The organism is Gemmatimonadota bacterium (assembly GCA_009841265.1).
Classification (GTDB): domain Bacteria; phylum JAAXHH01; class JAAXHH01; order JAAXHH01; family JAAXHH01; genus JAAXHH01.
The window spans coordinates 644,131-660,689 of the sequence record VXMB01000009.1 but is presented as its reverse complement, the minus strand read 5'-3'; the positions used below and the strand labels follow the sequence as shown (position 1 = coordinate 660,689).

12 protein-coding genes are annotated in these 16,559 nt (G+C 62.7%); 4 read left to right on the top strand and 8 right to left on the bottom strand.

Going from position 1 to position 16,559, the window contains the following annotated elements; all coding sequences use genetic code 11:
- Positions 1-4 precede the first annotated feature (4 nt).
- The 5 genes from F4X08_07775 to purD form a co-directional block, all read right to left on the bottom strand.
- Positions 5-901, bottom strand: a complete 897-nt coding sequence (locus F4X08_07775; GenBank protein ID MYD25697.1) for a hypothetical protein — start codon at positions 899-901, stop codon at positions 5-7.
- A gap of 14 nt (positions 902-915) precedes the next feature.
- Positions 916-1,578: a sigma-70 family RNA polymerase sigma factor gene (locus F4X08_07770; protein MYD25696.1), complete on the bottom strand. Its 663-nt coding sequence runs from the start codon at positions 1,576-1,578 to the stop codon at positions 916-918.
- A 176-nt stretch (positions 1,579-1,754) separates the two neighbouring features.
- On the bottom strand, positions 1,755-3,461 hold the full coding sequence (locus F4X08_07765) for a DEAD/DEAH box helicase (GenBank protein MYD25695.1): 1,707 nt from the start codon (positions 3,459-3,461) through the stop codon (positions 1,755-1,757).
- A 25-nt stretch (positions 3,462-3,486) separates the two neighbouring features.
- Positions 3,487-4,119, bottom strand: a complete 633-nt coding sequence (locus F4X08_07760; protein ID MYD25694.1) for a threonylcarbamoyl-AMP synthase — start codon at positions 4,117-4,119, stop codon at positions 3,487-3,489.
- Positions 4,116-5,411, bottom strand: a complete 1,296-nt coding sequence (purD, locus tag F4X08_07755) for a phosphoribosylamine--glycine ligase (protein MYD25693.1) — start codon at positions 5,409-5,411, stop codon at positions 4,116-4,118. Before purD ends, F4X08_07760 begins: the two co-directional genes overlap by 4 nt.
- A gap of 469 nt (positions 5,412-5,880) precedes the next feature.
- On the opposite strand from purD, the gene F4X08_07750 reads away from it, so the two are divergent.
- From F4X08_07750 to mpl, 4 genes are read left to right on the top strand one after another with little or no spacing between them, the layout of a single operon-like run.
- Positions 5,881-7,602, top strand: a complete 1,722-nt coding sequence (locus tag F4X08_07750) for a S41 family peptidase (protein MYD25692.1) — start codon at positions 5,881-5,883, stop codon at positions 7,600-7,602.
- 30 nt (positions 7,603-7,632) lie between these two features.
- The gene (locus F4X08_07745; GenBank protein ID MYD25691.1) at positions 7,633-11,025 is read left to right on the top strand and encodes a hypothetical protein; all 3,393 of its coding nucleotides are present in this window, start codon (positions 7,633-7,635) and stop codon (positions 11,023-11,025) included.
- A 3-nt stretch (positions 11,026-11,028) separates the two neighbouring features.
- Positions 11,029-12,942 carry a tetratricopeptide repeat protein gene (locus F4X08_07740; protein MYD25690.1) on the top strand — a complete coding sequence of 638 codons (1,914 nt, stop codon included), beginning with the start codon at positions 11,029-11,031 and terminating at the stop codon, positions 12,940-12,942.
- Positions 12,943-12,944: 2 nt separating this feature from the next.
- Positions 12,945-14,369 carry a UDP-N-acetylmuramate:L-alanyl-gamma-D-glutamyl-meso-diaminopimelate ligase gene (gene mpl, locus F4X08_07735; protein ID MYD25689.1) on the top strand — a complete coding sequence of 475 codons (1,425 nt, stop codon included), beginning with the start codon at positions 12,945-12,947 and terminating at the stop codon, positions 14,367-14,369.
- 97 nt (positions 14,370-14,466) lie between these two features.
- Here mpl and F4X08_07730 read toward each other — a convergent pair whose 3' ends face one another.
- The 3 genes from F4X08_07730 to F4X08_07720 all read right to left on the bottom strand — a co-directional run bounded on the left by F4X08_07730 (position 14,467) and on the right by F4X08_07720 (position 16,548).
- The gene (locus tag F4X08_07730) at positions 14,467-15,534 is read right to left on the bottom strand and encodes a GNAT family N-acetyltransferase (protein ID MYD25688.1); all 1,068 of its coding nucleotides are present in this window, start codon (positions 15,532-15,534) and stop codon (positions 14,467-14,469) included.
- 90 nt (positions 15,535-15,624) lie between these two features.
- The gene (locus F4X08_07725; GenBank protein ID MYD25687.1) at positions 15,625-16,044 is read right to left on the bottom strand and encodes a hypothetical protein; all 420 of its coding nucleotides are present in this window, start codon (positions 16,042-16,044) and stop codon (positions 15,625-15,627) included.
- A 57-nt stretch (positions 16,045-16,101) separates the two neighbouring features.
- Entirely contained in the window at positions 16,102-16,548 is a 447-nt protein-coding gene (locus tag F4X08_07720) for a hypothetical protein (protein MYD25686.1), read from the bottom strand.
- Positions 16,549-16,559: the final 11 nt, after the last annotated feature.

Below are 16,559 nucleotides of genomic sequence, written 5' to 3'. Positions count from 1 at the left end.
TGGATCAGAACGATATGCGGACGCGCTTGAGAGGAGCGGTCGGGCCCGACGACGGCGGCGCGCCGGGCGCACCGGTTGTGCCGGCCGCACGCTGGGAATCCCGAAGCTCAGCGGTGCCAACGGTTTGCAGCAGGTCGTCCGGCGCCGGTCGATCCGGATCGCCGCCGGCCACCAGGTCCCGGCCGAAGGCCTCGTCGAACAGGGATGGATCGAGGCGCATGCCCGTACCCGCCGGAACGAACCGGATCCCATGGGTCATCGGTTCCATGGTCCTGACGGTGAGGATACCCGGTCTGTCGCCGGTAATGCCGTTTGTGGTATATGGGAGACTGGTTGCAGCGGGAGTGGGGGGATTTGTTGCCTGTTCCGTATTTATTGCCGGTTCTATCGCCATGTGCGGCGCGAGTTCCCGTTCCAGGGGAAAGGGCGAAATGGGATCGGGCGGCGCGAGTTCGGGTTCGAAGGGCGTCGGCAGGGCAAAAGCCATTTCCGGCCCTGCGGACGAATCGGGCCTGTCCGACGGACCGGCTATTCCGGCAAAACCGCCGATCACGGTTATGGTGAGGATCAGGCTGGTCGCGAATACCAGTTGAACGGGTCGCTGCCGGCTGAGTTCGCCCAGTTCGGAAAAAGCTGCCGAAACGCGTCTCAACCAGGAGGAGGCGTACAGCTCGCGGGCAACTTCCCGGTTCAGCAGGTTACCGAGCTGTTGTTCGAACATCGGCCGGGGGGATACGGCGGGAAGACTCTTCACGGCCCGCATGGCGCTTTCCATCTCCTGAATCCTGAGCCGGCACCGGGGACATCCGTTCAGGTGAAATCGAAGCTCGTCTTCAGTCGCCTTCGACAACTGACCGTCCAGGTAGTCCGACATCTGCCGCTCGTATCCACTGCAATTCAAAACGTCCTTCCTCCTCAAAGTATCTCGACCTGCCACTGTCTCAACATTTCCTGCAGTCTCAGCCGTCCCCGGTTGACCCGCGACTTGACGGTTCCCGTCGGACAGCGGAGGATCTCGCCGATCTGCTCGTAAGAAAGCTCTTCGATGTCGCGCAGCACGATCACGGACTTGTATTTGTCCGGCAACTGATCGATCGCGTGCTGTATTGCCCGGCCCAGTTCGTTTTGCTCCAGGTGATCGCCGGGCCCCGCGTTCGTGTCCGGCAGATCGATGCTTTCGCGCGTGCTGTTCTCGTGGGGCGAAGCGTTCAGGGAGAAGAACTGGCGGCGTTTCCGCTTGCGCAACTCGCTACGAGCGAGATTGAGCGCGATAGTATAGATCCAGGTGGAGAGATTGGAGATCGCCTTGTAGTTGTGGCGGTTCCGGTAGACCCGCAAGAACGTCTCCTGCACCAGGTCTTCCGCGCACTCCGTATTGTGGACCATGCGGTAGATGCAGTTGTACAGCCTGGTACGGTATCTTCCGACGATTACCTCGAAAGCGCGTATATCGTCCCGCTGGACACGGACGAACAGCACTTCGTCCGACAGGGTCAGTTCGTCCAGTACACCGGACTCTACATCGGTGACCTGCACCGCGTTTATGGAGGTATTGTCGGCCATTTTATGTTCACCCATACCGCATTATACGCCGCGCGGGGGATTCGGTTTCAAAAAACACCTCAGCGTCCGGACGCCGGCCGTGCCGCATTGTTCCGGCTGCGCCGTACGAGGCGCCTGCCGGGCCGGCCATCTCTATCCAAAGTCTCTTGGATGAAATATAGAAATCCGCCGCGTCCGTGTCAACCGGACCGTCATGCCCGCACTTCGCTCACGTCGTGGATGGTATACTGGTAGCCCTGTTCCGTCAGAAAGAGCTGGCGGTTCACGGCATAGTCCTGGTCCAGGGTGTTCCGCGTAATGAGCGAATAGAAAATGGCGGCGGAGCCGTCCGCCTTGGGACGGAGGATCCGGCCCAGCCGCTGGGCTTCCTCCTGGCGGGACCCGAAGGTGCCCGAAATCTGTATCGCCACGTTGGCGTCCGGCAGGTCGATGGCGAAATTCGCGACCTTGGACACCACGAGGCGCTTGAGCTCGCCGTTTCTGAACCGGGTATACAGATCGAGACGGGCCTGAAGCGGCGTGCTACCGGTGATCAGGGGAAAGTCGAACAACGCGGCGATCTGCTTGAGCTGCCTCACGTACAGACCGATGATCAGGACCTGGTCCGATGGATGCTGTTCCAGCAAGGCGCGAATGATCTCGGTCTTGCGGCTGTTCTCCGAGGCGATCCTGAACTTGTCGCGGCGATTGGCCACGGCGTAGGACATGCGCCGCGCTTCGGGCAGATCGATCCGGATTTCACGGCAGTACGCCTCCGCGATCCATCCCTGGCGCTCGAGCAGCTTCCACGGCATGTCGTACCTGCGAGGGCCGATCAGGCTGAAGACGTCGTCCTCCCGGCCGTCTTCGCGAACCAGCGTCGCGGTGAGCCCGAGGCGGCGGCGGGCCTGGATCTCGGCCGTGTACCGGAACACGGGGGCGGGGAGCAAATGGACTTCGTCGTAGATGATGAGGCCCCAGCCTTTCTGGTCGAAGAGGCCGAAATGCTCGAATTCGTCCCCTTTGCTCTTCCTGTAGGTCAGGATCTGGTAGGTGGCCAGGGTTACGGGCCGGATCTGTTTCGTTTCGCCCGAATACTCGCCGATATGTTCTTCCGACAACGAGGTCTTCTCGATCAACTCCTCCCGCCACTGGCGCAGGGCCACCGTGTTGGCCGTCAGCACGAGGGTGTGGCACTTCAGTACGGCCATCGCTCCGAGGGCCACGATGGTCTTCCCGGCGCCGCAGGGCAGCACGATGACCCCGTTGCCGCCCTGCGGTTCTCCGTTCATGTGAAACGCGCCAACCGCGTCCTGCTGATAATCCCGCATGGTGAAGGATTTCCGGTCTTCGGCTGCTGTACGCAGGTTGATTTCCAGCGGGGCGCCTTCGACGTATCCCGCCAGGTCTTCCACGGGAAATCCGACCTTGATCAGCGCCTGCTTGATGTGGCCCCGGAACCGGTCTCCCACCTGCACCCTTCGCTCGTCCAGGGGCTGCGCGAGGAACTGCTTGACCGAGGGCAGCCCGGAAACCTCCGCGATCAGGGCGGGGTCTTCGGACTCGAGGATCAGCTTGCCGTCTTCCTTTTGCAGCCGGAGCTGCCCGTACCGGTCGATGAAATCGTAAATCTCGCGGCGGATGTTCTGCGGGATCTCGTACTTGCTCAGGCCTTCCAGTGATTCGAGCACGCCGTCGGCGTTCATGCCGGCCGAGGCGGCGTTCCACAGGGACAGCGGGCTCAGCCGGTATACGTGGATGTGCTCCGGGGACTTTTCCAGTTCCGCGAACCGGGCAAGCGCGTCCCTGGCATCCTCGTAGCGCGGATGGTCTACTTCGACGAGTATGGTTCGGTCGCTCTGTACGATCAGTGGATTCTTCAGGTCAGGCAAGGAAACCCCCAGGGTTCCATCCTGCATGGCGTCCGGCGCCGTTCAAGGACGCTCATGGACGCCAGGCGTCCTCGACACGTTCAAAAGGTGTACACCCCGCACGGATCAGGTGCGGCGTACCGCTGGATACGTCCACCACCGTCGAAGGCTGGTCCGAAGGCGATCGTCCGCCATCGAGAATCAGATCGACCCGGTCGCCCAGCTGGGCGGCCACGTCCTCCGCCGTAAGGGGTTCCGGCTCACCGGAGCGGTTGGCACTGGGCGCGGTCACGGGGCCGCCCGCAGCACGGCACAGGGCCCCTGCGATCGCCGCGCCGCTGTGCCTGACCCCGATCGTGGCGCCCCCGCCCAGCAGTTCCCGCGGCACGCTGTCCAGCGCGGGAAAGACCAGCGTCAACGGTCCGGGCCAGCAGGCGTCCATCACCTCATGGACACCTGCGGGGATGCACCGGACCAGGCGGGCCAGGTCCTTCCTGTGGGATACGAGTACCAGGATCGGCTTCGATTCCTCCCGGCCCTTGGCATCATATACCCGCCGGATCGCGTCGGGATTGGTTCCGTCCGCGCCCAATCCGTAAACCGTTTCGGTCGGAAAAGCCACGAGGCCCCCGGCGCGGACTATGCCCGCGGCCTCCTTCAGTACGGTACCGGCCGGCCGCACCGGATCGACCGTCAACACCTTCATGGTTTCGAATCCGATCGATCGATCCTGCGCAGGCCCTTTTGGCCGATGTCCCTGCGGAAATACCGGTTCTCGAACCGAACCCGGTCCACCGCCTCGTAGGCCCGGTCGATGGAACCCGCGAGATCGTCGGCCAGGGCCGTCACGCCAACGATCCTGCCGCCGTTGGTCACCAGTTTTCCGTCCCGACTGGCCGTATCGGCATGAAAGGCGAAAACATCGTCCATCGCGTCCAACCGGTCCAGCCCGCTTATCTCCTTCCCTTTCTCGTAATCGCCGGGATATCCACCGGAGGCCACCACCACGCAGGTCGCGGCCTTCCGCTTCCAGGTCAGGGGCCGGGCCGGCATCCTGCCCTCGCTGATCCCGATCGCCAGTTCCGCGAAATCGTCTTCGAGGAGCGGCAGGATGACCTGGGCCTCGGGATCTCCGAATCGGCTGTTGAATTCCACCACCATCGGGCCCTGGCCGGTCATCATGATACCGCAGTACAACACCCCTCTGAAAGGACGTCCGCGTGTTTTCATGCCACGCACCGCGGGTTCGATGATCCGTTCCAGGATATCCAGCATCGCGCCTTCATCGATGACCGGCGCCGGTGCGTAAGCGCCCATGCCCCCGGTGTTGGGCCCCGTATCGCCGTCGTGGATGGGCTTGTGATCCTGTGACGGTACCAGCGGAAGGACCCGTTCGCCATCGGTCAACGCGAATACGGACGCCTCCTCGCCTTCCATGAAGGCTTCCACGACCACGTTCCGGCCCGCATCGCCGAACATCCGGTCGGTCATCACAACGTCAAGGGCCTTCATGGCTTCCTCGACGGTCCGGCACACCAGCGCGCCCTTGCCGGCGGCCAGGCCGTCAGCTTTGATCACAATCGGCGCACCCTGTTCGTTCACGTACGCCCGCGCCGCGTCCACGTCCGAAAACACCGCGAACGCGGCCGTGGGAATGCCCTCCTCCCGCATCATCTGCTTGGCGAACACCTTGCTCCATTCGATTTCGGCGGCCGACCGTGTCGGACCGAAGGCCCGTATCCCCAGGCTTTCCACCGCGTCGACCACGCCGGCTTCCAGTGCGCCGTCGGGTCCCACCACCACCAGGTCCACCCCGTTTTCGCGGGCAAAACCGGCAATCCCGTGCGCGTCTTCCGGGGCGATGGCGACGCATTCTCCAAGCGCGGCGATTCCCGGATTGCCCGGAGCGGCGTACAGGTCTTCCACGAGGGCCGACCTGCGAAGCGCCCAGGCCAGCGAGTGCTCTCTTCCTCCCTTGCCGACGACAAGAACGTTCATGGTGTCTCCGGATTACGGGGCGGCGGGCCCGTGAACATCAAATCCATGCCACTCGTCAAGCGTGATTGAATGTGATCCACCCGCGTTCGTCTGCGTTCCGAAGGGGTGGGCGGTGAAACCAATGAAATGGCGTTGGCGTTCATATTGTATAATGAATACGCTGTGCCTGATTCGTCGCAATCGGGGATGACCGCGGGACCGCATGGAATCCACCCGGACCCTCAACAAGATGATGATCAGCGAGATCGGAAAAGTTAAAGAAACACAGGGGGATTGTCAAGGCGCGAACACTAAAAACACCATCGCCGCTCGCCTCGAAAACCGTTGACATGGTACAACCCTGCTTTAGTATTACTTAGTTACTTTAATATCAATTGGCGACCTCCCCCGGCATGCAACCTGAAGGTCGTTTACTGCACGGACCTGGTCGAATCCCGGGCGGAAGACCGGGACGAAGGAGCCTGGCCATATGTCGACCCTGAAGAAACCGAAATACGCCATCCTGCTGGTATTCGTCGCGGTCGGGTCGTTCCTGCTCGGCAGTGCGGCCGACAGGACGATCCATGCGGCGGACAACATCTTCTCGAGCACCAGGCTGCTGATGGGCGTGCTCAACCTGGTCAACGACAACTACGTGGAGGAGGTCCAGCCCGGCGAGTTGATCTACGCCGCGATCGACGGCATGCTCGAGGTGCTCGACCCCCATTCCAGCTTCCTGAGCAAGGAGAGCTTCGCCGAAATGGGCGAGCGCTTCAGCGGGAAGTTCTACGGTATCGGGATCGAGTTCGACGTATTGGATGGGTTTCTGTACGTGATTTCCGTGATCGACGAATCGCCGTCGGAAGCCGTCGGCCTGCAATCCGGTGACCGAATCGTCCGGATCGACGGTGAATCGGCGATCGGCATCAAGCACGACGAGGTGAGGCAGAAGCTGCGCGGGGAGAAGGGAACCAGGGTGGACGTAACCATCGAACGGCCCGGTGTCGACGAGCGGTTCGATGTGACGATTACCCGGGACAGCATCCCCATTCGCAGTGTCAGGACGTCCTTCATGCTGGAAGACCAGACGGGATACATCCAGTTGATCCGGTTCGCCAAGACCACTTCCCGTGAACTGGAGACCGCCCTGGACAGGCTTCAGCAAGAAGGCATGGAACGGCTGATTCTCGACCTGAGAGGCAATTCGGGGGGATACCTGGACCAGGCGGTCGAAGTGTCCAGCAAGTTCATCCCCGAAGGCCGCGTAATCGTCAAGACCATGGGAAGGAACCGGAGCTCCAACCAGACCTTCAAATCGATAAGCGGCGTAAACCACCGGGAAATGCCCCTGGTGATCCTGCTGGACCACCGTTCCGCCTCCGCTTCCGAAATCGTGGCGGGCGCCGTCCAGGACTGGGACAGGGGCGTAATCGCCGGAACCCGCAGCTTCGGCAAGGGCCTCGTTCAGACCCTCTTCGCGGAGCCTCACCTGACGGACGGTTCCGCGCTCAAGCTGACGACCGCCAGATACTACACCCCGAGCGGCCGGATGATCCAGCGGGACTATAAGAACAAGTCCTTTCAGGAATACGTCGAAGGCTCGTTCAGCGAGACCGGCGAGACTGGCGAGGCCGGAGAGGCCGAAGAGACCGGACCGGAAGCGGAATCCGGTACGGAAGAGGGCCATGTGGGCCAGGCAGACGATGCGGACCAGGCAGATGATGCGGGCCAGGCTGACATCCCGGAGCGCACGGAATTCACCACCGCCGCCGGCCGTACGGTCTATGGAGACGGCGGCATCTCTCCCGACGTCGTGATCCCGGCCCCGAAACGCACGTACCCCTTCGTGATCGGCAAGTACAGGGGATGGTTGCCTTTCGACCGGGCCTGTTTCGAATTCGCCAACGCCTACGGTGTATTCCAGGCGGACCGGCAGGACCTCAGGGATGATTTCGACGTCTTTCTGCGGGAGTTCCAGGTCGACGAAGCAATGCTGGAAGCCTTCAAGGTCCAGGTCCGGGACTCGGGGATATCGTTCTCCGACGAGGAGTTCAACGACGACCGGGATGTCATCGAACTCCAGCTGAAGCGGTCGCTCGCCCGGAATCTCTGGGGTGACGAGGAAGCCAGCCGCGTAGCCGCGGCCGGCGACGAGCAACTCCAGCAGGCCCGCCAGCTGTTTTACTCTCACGAAATGCTGGTACAGCAATAGCGTAAGTCGACAGAAGCTCGAGGACTGACCGTGCCGAGTAAAACGACCCTTTCCACCTGGCACGCGCTGCGAAACCGGCTTCACGCGCTACGCAACCGAAGCCGGTGGATCGTCATCGTCGAAGGGCTGCTCACCGCCGGCGCGCTGATCTGCATCCTCGCGCTTTGCCTGGCCGCGCTCGAATCCTACCTGTATCTCGGCCGGGCGGTTCGCCTGGGCCTGATCGCGGCGGGGATCCTACTCCTCGCGGCCTGGCCCGTCCGGCGCTGTCTGGACCGCCTGCGCTACGGTTTGTCCGACGAGGACCTCGCCCGGCGAGTCGATCGCCGGTATCCCGACCTGAACGACCGGGTCACCGTGGCCCTGCAACTCGCCGAGCAGCGGCAGGCGGGTTCCAGTGCTTACAGGACCTCTCCCGCATTATTGGACGCGGCGGTATCGGATACCGCGCGGCACACCGAATCGGTGGATTTCAACGAAGCGGATCAGCGGCACAGCATCGTCCGGTCCGCCAGGGGATTCGGCATTGCCGCGCTGCTGGCACTGATCGCGATGGCGGCCTTCGGCACGCCGCTTTCGGGCGCGCTGAACCGCCTGGCAAGCCCCCTGACCCATTTCCAACCTCCGCAACGCACGTTTCTGAGCGTTGCGCCCGGCGACGTGGAAGTCACATCGGGCGGACAGGTCACGATCATGGCCGAAGCGTCCGGGGAGCGACCCGACCGGGCCGTTCTGCAACTGGTCTCCGACGACGGATTGCGGAATGCCGTGGAGATGAGAGTCACGGCGCCTGCATCTTACAGCCACACCGTGCGTGAGATCCGGGAAAGCCTGACCTACGTCATCGAAGCCGGAGACGCCGTCACCCCTCCCTTCCGAATCAGCGCCATAGACCGCCCGTTCCTCGGCGCGCTGCACCTGACCTATCACTATCCGGCCTATACCAGGCTGGCGCCCAGAACCACTATGGAAGGCGGAGATATCGTCGCGCTAAAAGGAACGAAGGTGGAACTGGCCGCCGTGAACGCGGGCCGTGACCTGTCGGAAGCGGAGATTTACCTAGAGCATGCGGACAGGCCGATAACCATGGCGGTGGTAGACGACACGGCCGCGGCGCCGCTGACCGTGCGGTCCGACGGGCGGTACCGCATCTCGCTGCGCAACGCGGACGGTCACGAAAACGTGAATCCCGCCTGGTACCGGATCATCGCTCTGCCGGACCGCATGCCGTCCTTGCGGATCCTGTCTCCGGGCCGGGACACCGACCTCACGGAGAACATGGTCGTTCCGTTCCTGGTATCGGCCACGGACGACTTCGGGTTCTCCGCCATGAACCTGATCCACCGGAAGGAACCCGGAGGCGAAGAGCAGGTCAGGCCCATCCCCGTGGACACGGAGTCCACGATGATGACGCAACCCTTCGTCTGGGACCTGTCCTCTGAAAACCTGTTTCCGGGAGACGTGGTCTCCTACCGGATCGAACTGTATGACAACGACACGGTTTCGGGGCCCAAACGGGCGGTAAGCCGAACCTACACGGTCCGGTTTCCGACGATAGAAGAGATCTACGAACAGATCGACGATACGCAGGAGCAGCAGGTCACCGACATGGAAGACCTGCTGCAAGAGCAGGAGGAGTCGAAGAAGAAGATAGAAGCGCTGAACCGGACGCTGGACCAGAAGGCGCGGCAGGAGGCGGAAGGCGCTCAGACGCAGGAGTTGACCTGGGAGCAGAAGAAGGAAATCGAGTCCGTCCTGGCCGGCCAGGAACAGGCGACCGATGAACTCCTCAAGGCGGCCGAAGCGGTGAAGGCGGCCATGGAAACCCTGGAAGACCACGATTCGATGAGCCAGGAACTCATCGACAAGATGGACCAATTGAGAAAGCTGTTCCAGGAGATTGCCACGCCCGAGCTGCTGGAGGCCATGCGCGACCTGAAACAAGCCCTTCAGAACATCGACGACGAACAGTTGAAAGCGTCGATGGAAGCGTTCGAGTTCGAGCAGGAGGAGTTTCTGAAACGCCTGGAGCGCAGTCTCTCCATTCTGAAGCGAATCCGGACGGAGCAACAGTTGATGGCCGCCGTTCGCCAGGCACAGGACCTCGCCGCCCGGCAGGACGAACTGCGCTATGCCACGGAGAATACGTCGGACGGCAGGGAAGGGATGGACCTGGCGGATAAGCAGGAGCAACTGGGCAAGGAAACGGGTTCGCTGCAACGCGGTCTCGAGCATCTGGCCAACGAAATGGAAGCGTTCCGGGACATGCCCGCTGAAAGCGTACGGGACGCGTCCAGGGAAATGGAACGCCGGGAAATGACGGATTCCATGGAACAGATCGCCTCGCAGCTCAGACTGGGCAGGATGCAGCAGGCGATGGAAGGCCAGACCGAAATGTCCCGGTCGCTATCCGCCCTGGGCCAGCAACTGGAGGAGATCCAGGACCAGCTTCAGGAAGACCGGATGCAGGAAATCGCAGAGGGCATGCGGCGCGCGATGCACAAATTGGTCGATCTCTCCGTCGGCCAGGAGAGCCTCAACGAACGCACGCGTCAACCAGGCGGGTCCGTCACCCGGATCGATATCCTTTCGGAGGACCAGCAGGGTCTCTCGGATGGCACATCGCTCGTAACCAATGACCTCGTATCCATCGCCCGTAAGACGATGTTCATCTCGCCGGCCATTGGACGAGCGCTGGGAGAAACACTGAACAGCATGGATCGCGCGGAGGGCCACCTGGCCGAACAGGAACGCGATTCCGCCGCCGAGGAGCAGCTGGCTGCCATGGAGGCGCTGAACGAAACCGTGCTCGCCCTGCAGCGGGCCATGCGCAACATGGCGAATTCCGGTTCGTCCTCCGGCATGATGGATCTCATCGAACGGCTGCAGGGCATGGCGAGGCAACAGACCGGTATCAACGACCAGATGAACCAGATGATGGACGAGGCGGAGGGGGAAATGGATCTGCAGACCCAGGCGCAGGTTTCCAGGCTGGCGGCCCGGCAGGAAGCGTTGCGAAAGAGCCTGGAGCAACTGCGGCGGGAGCAACAGGTCAACCAGGGCCAGGTCCTCGGACGGCTGCAGGAAATCGAAAAGGAGATGGAAGACACGGTACGGGAGTTGCAGCAGTACCAGATCGATCCTGCCCTGGTGGAGCGCCAGCAACGGATCCTGTCCAGGCTGCTGGACGCTTCCAGGTCCATACGCGGCCAGCGGCGCGAGGAAAGGCGCAGGGCCGCCCCGGGCGAGGACCTGGCGACCCGCCCGTCACCCGGCGATCTTTCCGGCGACCTGACCCGGTTCGAACGCACTTTGCGTGACGATGTCCTGGGCCGCATAGACGAAGGCGCTTTTCCACAGGAATACGAAGCGCTCATTCGAGCCTATTTCCGCGCGCTTTCCCACGTTCCGGTCGTGAACTAGGCGGTGATCGTGAATCGCATCCCCGAAGCGCTTCGCGGCATTGCCCCGCGACGCATACATCTCGTAAGCTGCCTGCTTGCCAAACCACGCCGCACGCTTCTCGTTGACGGTCTGCTCGCCGTATTTCTGGCGGTTCTGTTTTCCCTGCCCTCGAACGTCGAGGGACAACTCAACCGGGCCGCCGACCTGAACCGGCGGATCGAACAGGCCAGGAGCCTGGAACGCCTCCGGCAGTACGACCGGGCCGTCGTCCTGTTCGAACGGGTGTTGCAGGATGACCCGGATAACCGTTCCGCCCTGAACGGCGCCCTCAGGCTGTACTTCCGGCTGGAAGCGTACAATAAACTGATACCTCTGCTCGAAACGCACATCGCGAAGTCTCCCGACGATTCAAGATTGCGCGGCAGGCTTGCCGAAGCGCTCTACGGCGCCGGACGGGACGACGAAGCGGAGGAACAGATTCGAGATATGCTGGAACGCTTTCCGCAGAGCGAATCGGCCGTAAGCCAAATCGCCAATCTGCACCTCAGAAGAGAGGCGTACGACCGGGCTATTCAGACTTACCTGGACGGCCGGAAGCGGCTGGGCAACCCGGAGGCTTTCGCCCTGGCGCTCGCCAGCGTCTATACCAGTGCATTCGAGGTGCCGGGCGCCGTAAGGGAATTCACGCGCTGGTTGACGCAGCAACCCGGCCAGTGGCGTATCGTCAACGACCGGATCGACCTGCTCGCGTCGATCGGAAGTCAGGAACTCGTGGAGCAGGCGCTGCGTGCGGCGGTGGCTGAACACCGGGACAGCAAGGATGCCCAGGACCTGCTCGGCGGTTTCTATCTTCGGTCCGGAAAGCCGGTGGAAGCGCTCGCGGCGTACCGTGAAGCGGACCGGCTGGACGGGGACAGCGGGAAGTACCTGGTCCGGTATGCCGATTGGGCATTGCGGGAGGGGCATCACAAGGACGCCATCGCTACGTACCGGGAGTTAATCGGGGCGAATGGGTCGGAGGACCTGCACGCCGAAGCGTATACCGGCCTTGCCCTGGCGTACCGGAAACGTGGCGGCATGGACGATGCCGCCGAGACCTACCGGCAGATCATCGCGCAGTATCCGAATACGGAGTTCCGAGACGAGGCCATGTCCAATCTGGCGGACCTGCTCCTGGTCCATTACCGGGACGCGCCGCGGGCGCTCGCCATGTACCGTTCATTGCTGGCGGACGCTTCCGCGCCGGAGTACCGGGAGAAAGCCCGATTCGGTATGGCGGAATGTTACGTCGTCATGGGCAGCCTGGAGGACGCGATCGTCCAGTACAACGCCATCCTCGAACCGGAGGTCGATACCACCGAAGCCGAGACCCGGGCCCGGACGCAATACCACCTGGGCGAAATGGCGCTGTTCCAGAACCGGCTGGACGATGCCCTTGGTCATTTTCGGGAGACGGCGGACCGCTATACGGGCAGTCCCTATGCCAACGATGCACTGGCGTGGACCATCCTGATCGCGGAAGGCCGCCAGGGCGGAGACGGCCCGCTTTCCGATTACATCCGGTCGGTGCGGCTACGACGCCAGTACAAGGACCAGGAGGCCCTGGATTCCTGCAAGTCGTTTGTCGAAGAAAACGCGGAGAGCCCGATCGCCGACACCGTCATCCTGGACATCGGGATGTTGCTCGAAGGGATGGGCAAGCCTTTCCAGGCCGTCGCGGCCCTGCAGGACCTGATCGAGCGGTACCCGGAGAGCCGCCGCGTCGCCGCCGCCCACTGGCGGATCGCGGAGATCTACGAAACGAAGATCGGCGACATCCCCCGCGCGCTCACCGAGTACGAGACCCTGCTTCTCGCCCATCCCGACCACTTCAGGAACGACGCCGCCCGCCGCAAGATTCGGGAACTGACCGAAGACCATCCCCCCATGCCGTGACCATGTCCCGACCGCTTCACATTCACCTGGTGGCCGCCTGCGGCACGGGCATGGGCGCGCTCGCCGTGATGCTCAAGTCCCTGGGACACCGGGTCACCGGAAGCGACGAGAACGTATATCCCCCGATGAGCACGGTACTCTCGGAGCAGCAGATACCCGTGTACGAGGGATTCGCTGCCGCCAACCTGGATCCTCGGCCGGACCTCGTGGTCATCGGTAACGCCGTTTCACGGGGCAATCCCGAGGCCGAGGCCGTGCTGGACCGGAAGATCCGATACGCTTCCATGCCGGAGACGCTCAAGTCCTTCTTCCTGTGGAACCGCAAATCAATCGTGGTCACCGGTACTCACGGCAAGACGACGACGACGGCGATGCTAGCCTGGGTGCTCACCGAGGCCGGTCTGGATCCCAGCTACATTGTCGGGGGCGTGCCCATCGGCTGGCAGACCGGCGCGCGGCTGGGCTCGGGCGAGCTGTTCATCCTGGAAGGCGACGAATACGACAGCGCCTTCTTCGACAAGCGGGCGAAGTTCCTGCATTACCTGCCCGATACGGTGATTATCAATAACGTCGAATTCGATCACGCGGACATCTACGATTCGATCGACGAGATCGCGCTTTCCTTCAGGAGGCTGGTCAACATCATCCCCGAAAACGGGTTGTTGATCGGTCCGGAGGACGACGAGCACGTCCAGACACTCGCTTCCCACGCATACTGTACCGTCCATACCCTGGGCATGTCGTCAGGCGTCCGGTGGTCGGCACGCAACGTGTCCTTCGATCCCGGGGGCACGTCTTTCGATCTGTATGAACGAGACGAGCACCGCGCCCGGCTGTCGACGGGCCAGCTCGGCGACCACAATGTCAGGAACGCCCTGGCGGTGGTCGCCGCGGCACGCCAATACGGGGTATCGTGGCCGGACCTGACCCGGGGTCTCGCGTCCTTTCCCGGCGTGAAACGACGCCTCGAGGTACGGGGCGAAGTAAATGGCATTACGGTCTACGACGACTTCGCCCACCACCCCACGGCCGTCCGGGCCACGCTGGACGCACTCAGCAAGGCCGCGCCCGGCCGGCGGACCTGGGCGGTTTTCGAACCCCGTTCGGCGACCACCATCCGGCGGAACTTCCAGGACGAATATGCCACCGCCTTCGACCAGGCGGACCGTGTGCTTATCGCGCCCGTCTATCTGCCCGAGAAGGCACCTCCGGGAAACCGGTTTTCGGTGGAAGAACTGGAAGCGGGGCTGCGTAAACGCGGCGTGGACGCCGAAGCCCCGGGCAGCGTGGATGAGATCGTTTCAAGATTGGCCGGTCAGGCGGCGCCGGGCGACCGGATCGTTTTCATGAGCAATGGGGGATTCGGCGGCATCCACGAGAAGACGCTGAACAGTCTGGAGCGTGGGGGCGCAGCGGAACCGGGCTAGTCCGAAGGCGTACGGCGACGGCGGCGTCGAGCTAGACAGGCGGTAGCAGGGGTCAGGCGGCAGTCGGGATCAGACTGAGGTCGGGCGGCAGCCGGGGTCAGGCGTACCGTGCGTACACCTCGACATCCAGCACGTTGCCGGCCGCCTTGAACTGCTGCCGAAGCGTAGCCTCGTGGATGAACCCCGCGCCTTCCAATGCGGTGGTCTTCGGGCCGTCGCCCGGTTCGACGTGGCAGAGCACCTTGCGTCCGAACGGCAGAGCAAACGACTCGAGCAGGGCCTTCAGTTGCGCCCTGAACGCTGCATGAATGGTCAGGTCGAGGAGCAAGGTCTCGCCGCGCCACCGGGCGTCCGGCACCAGTGTCGCATAGCCCACGACCGCGCCGCGCTCCGTGACCACCAGCCGGACCTGGACATCTTCATCATCCCGCGTCTGCTTCATCAACTCCAGGTAGGCCCCCTCGAACATTCGCGGCCCGACATGTCCCAGCCCTACATTACGCAGAAATGGCGGCCCGTCCTGGGCACATAACACGTTCAGCGATGGCCAGTGCTTCCAGTCCCCCGGGATTACGCGCGCTTCGCCGTCCTCGTCGACGCGAAAATGAGCCGCCTCGAACTCGGCGTGCCTCATATACTTCATGTGGCCCGATTCCGGCACGACGCTACGGAAACCGAAGCCGTGGTACAGATAGTAGGGATGGGTGTCGTAACCGGTGGACAGCGTCAGGTACCGGCCGCTCCGGACCTGAAAATCCGCCATCTGCTCGGTCATGACGAGCCGGGCTATGCCCTTGCGGCGGTGTTCGGGCATGGTGTACACGTGGCTCACGATTCCGATGCCGTCGTGCTCGCTGACCATGATGTTGCAGACTGACCGACCATCGAGGCGGCCGAGGTAGAACCTGGTTTCGAGGGGGTCGACCCGACTGGCAAACACCTCGTCGAGGTGCCACTGCTCGTTGCTCGACTTGTGTGCCAGGATCGGCCGGACGAGCGGCGCGTGGTCGGCCGCCATGTTGTCGTCCGTCTCCTGATCGGCCGGCGCGTGGTCGCCGTCCGGCGCGTGGTCGCCGTTTGGTGCGTGGTTGTCCGGGGCAAGCACGACACCGATTTCAAGCGTCTCGCCCGTGCGGAGGGTCTTGTCAGCGATCGGTGTGTACATTTGGCAAGGGAGGACCGTGCGGGAAAGGAAACGGAACCAGGGTACGGACCAGGTTGCGGGCTTGAGTGAAGGCTTGTGTACGGACCAGGACTAGGTCTGACCGGTGCGACCCAGCACGTAGCCGACGGCCATCCCGGACAACGCCACCTGAACCGTATCGATGACGACCTTGACCAGGGTACCGGTGAGGTCCAGCATCGTGGTCATGCCGAACAGGCTCAAACCGAGGAACAGGTGGAGGAGCAACCCGAAAACCGCACTGGTCCCGATGGCCTTCTTCGCGCCGGTATGTCCCGTCCAGCTACCAAGGAGGACGGTCAGCAGCGCCCCCATGGCCACGGCGCCGAGCACGATCGTCCACACGTTCGGGCTGGACTTCATGACCACTTCTGGCGCCGTCACCGCGAATCCTTCAAACAGGCCACCGAACAAGAAACCGGTGACCAGGCCGAGTAACAGCACCATGACAGCGCCGGTTCCGGTCGCTATGGCGAATCTTCGTAAAGACATACACTCCTCTGCCGGTAAATGCCCGTGCTGCCTTCAGGCACCTGCATCAAGCCCGACTCAACTGTTGACCACGGCCGGGGATTCGGCGGGCTGCTTCCTGCGCAGCACCAATCCTATCGCGGCGCCCGCCAGGGCGACACGCACCGTCGTCAGGACGACGTCAAACAACGTCGCCTGCAGATTCATGTAGTTCACCGTGCCGTAGAACATCAGGCTGATCGCGAGACTCAACAGGAACCCGAAAACCGCACCGGTCCTGAATCCCGCAATCGCGCCGGATACGCCCGCCCAGCAGCCGATTACGAGACACAACAGGGCGGCCAGAATCAACTCGCTCAGGTAGATGAACAGCATTTCGGGCGGGTCTTTGGCCACGGCCCCCGCGCCCGGTTCGGCATTTGCCGCGAAGTACCCGGTGAATACCATCGCGTAGAGGATGAATCCCAGGACGAGCAGGACCAGCGTGCCGACGATTAAGGCAATCAGGAAACGTACTATACTCATTTAAGCTCCAC

Coding starts and splice junctions, on each gene's coding strand:
- F4X08_07730 (MYD25688.1), bottom strand. CDS start 15,534: ATGTACACACCGATCGCTGACAAGACCCTCCGCACGGGCGAGACGCTT.
- purD (MYD25693.1), bottom strand. CDS start 5,411: ATGAACGTTCTTGTCGTCGGCAAGGGAGGAAGAGAGCACTCGCTGGCC.
- F4X08_07720 (MYD25686.1), bottom strand. CDS start 16,548: ATGAGTATAGTACGTTTCCTGATTGCCTTAATCGTCGGCACGCTGGTC.
- F4X08_07725 (MYD25687.1), bottom strand. CDS start 16,044: ATGTCTTTACGAAGATTCGCCATAGCGACCGGAACCGGCGCTGTCATG.
- F4X08_07760 (MYD25694.1), bottom strand. CDS start 4,119: ATGAAGGTGTTGACGGTCGATCCGGTGCGGCCGGCCGGTACCGTACTG.
- F4X08_07770 (MYD25696.1), bottom strand. CDS start 1,578: ATGGGTGAACATAAAATGGCCGACAATACCTCCATAAACGCGGTGCAG.
- F4X08_07750 (MYD25692.1), top strand. CDS start 5,881: ATGTCGACCCTGAAGAAACCGAAATACGCCATCCTGCTGGTATTCGTC.
- F4X08_07765 (MYD25695.1), bottom strand. CDS start 3,461: ATGCAGGATGGAACCCTGGGGGTTTCCTTGCCTGACCTGAAGAATCCA.
- mpl (MYD25689.1), top strand. CDS start 12,945: ATGTCCCGACCGCTTCACATTCACCTGGTGGCCGCCTGCGGCACGGGC.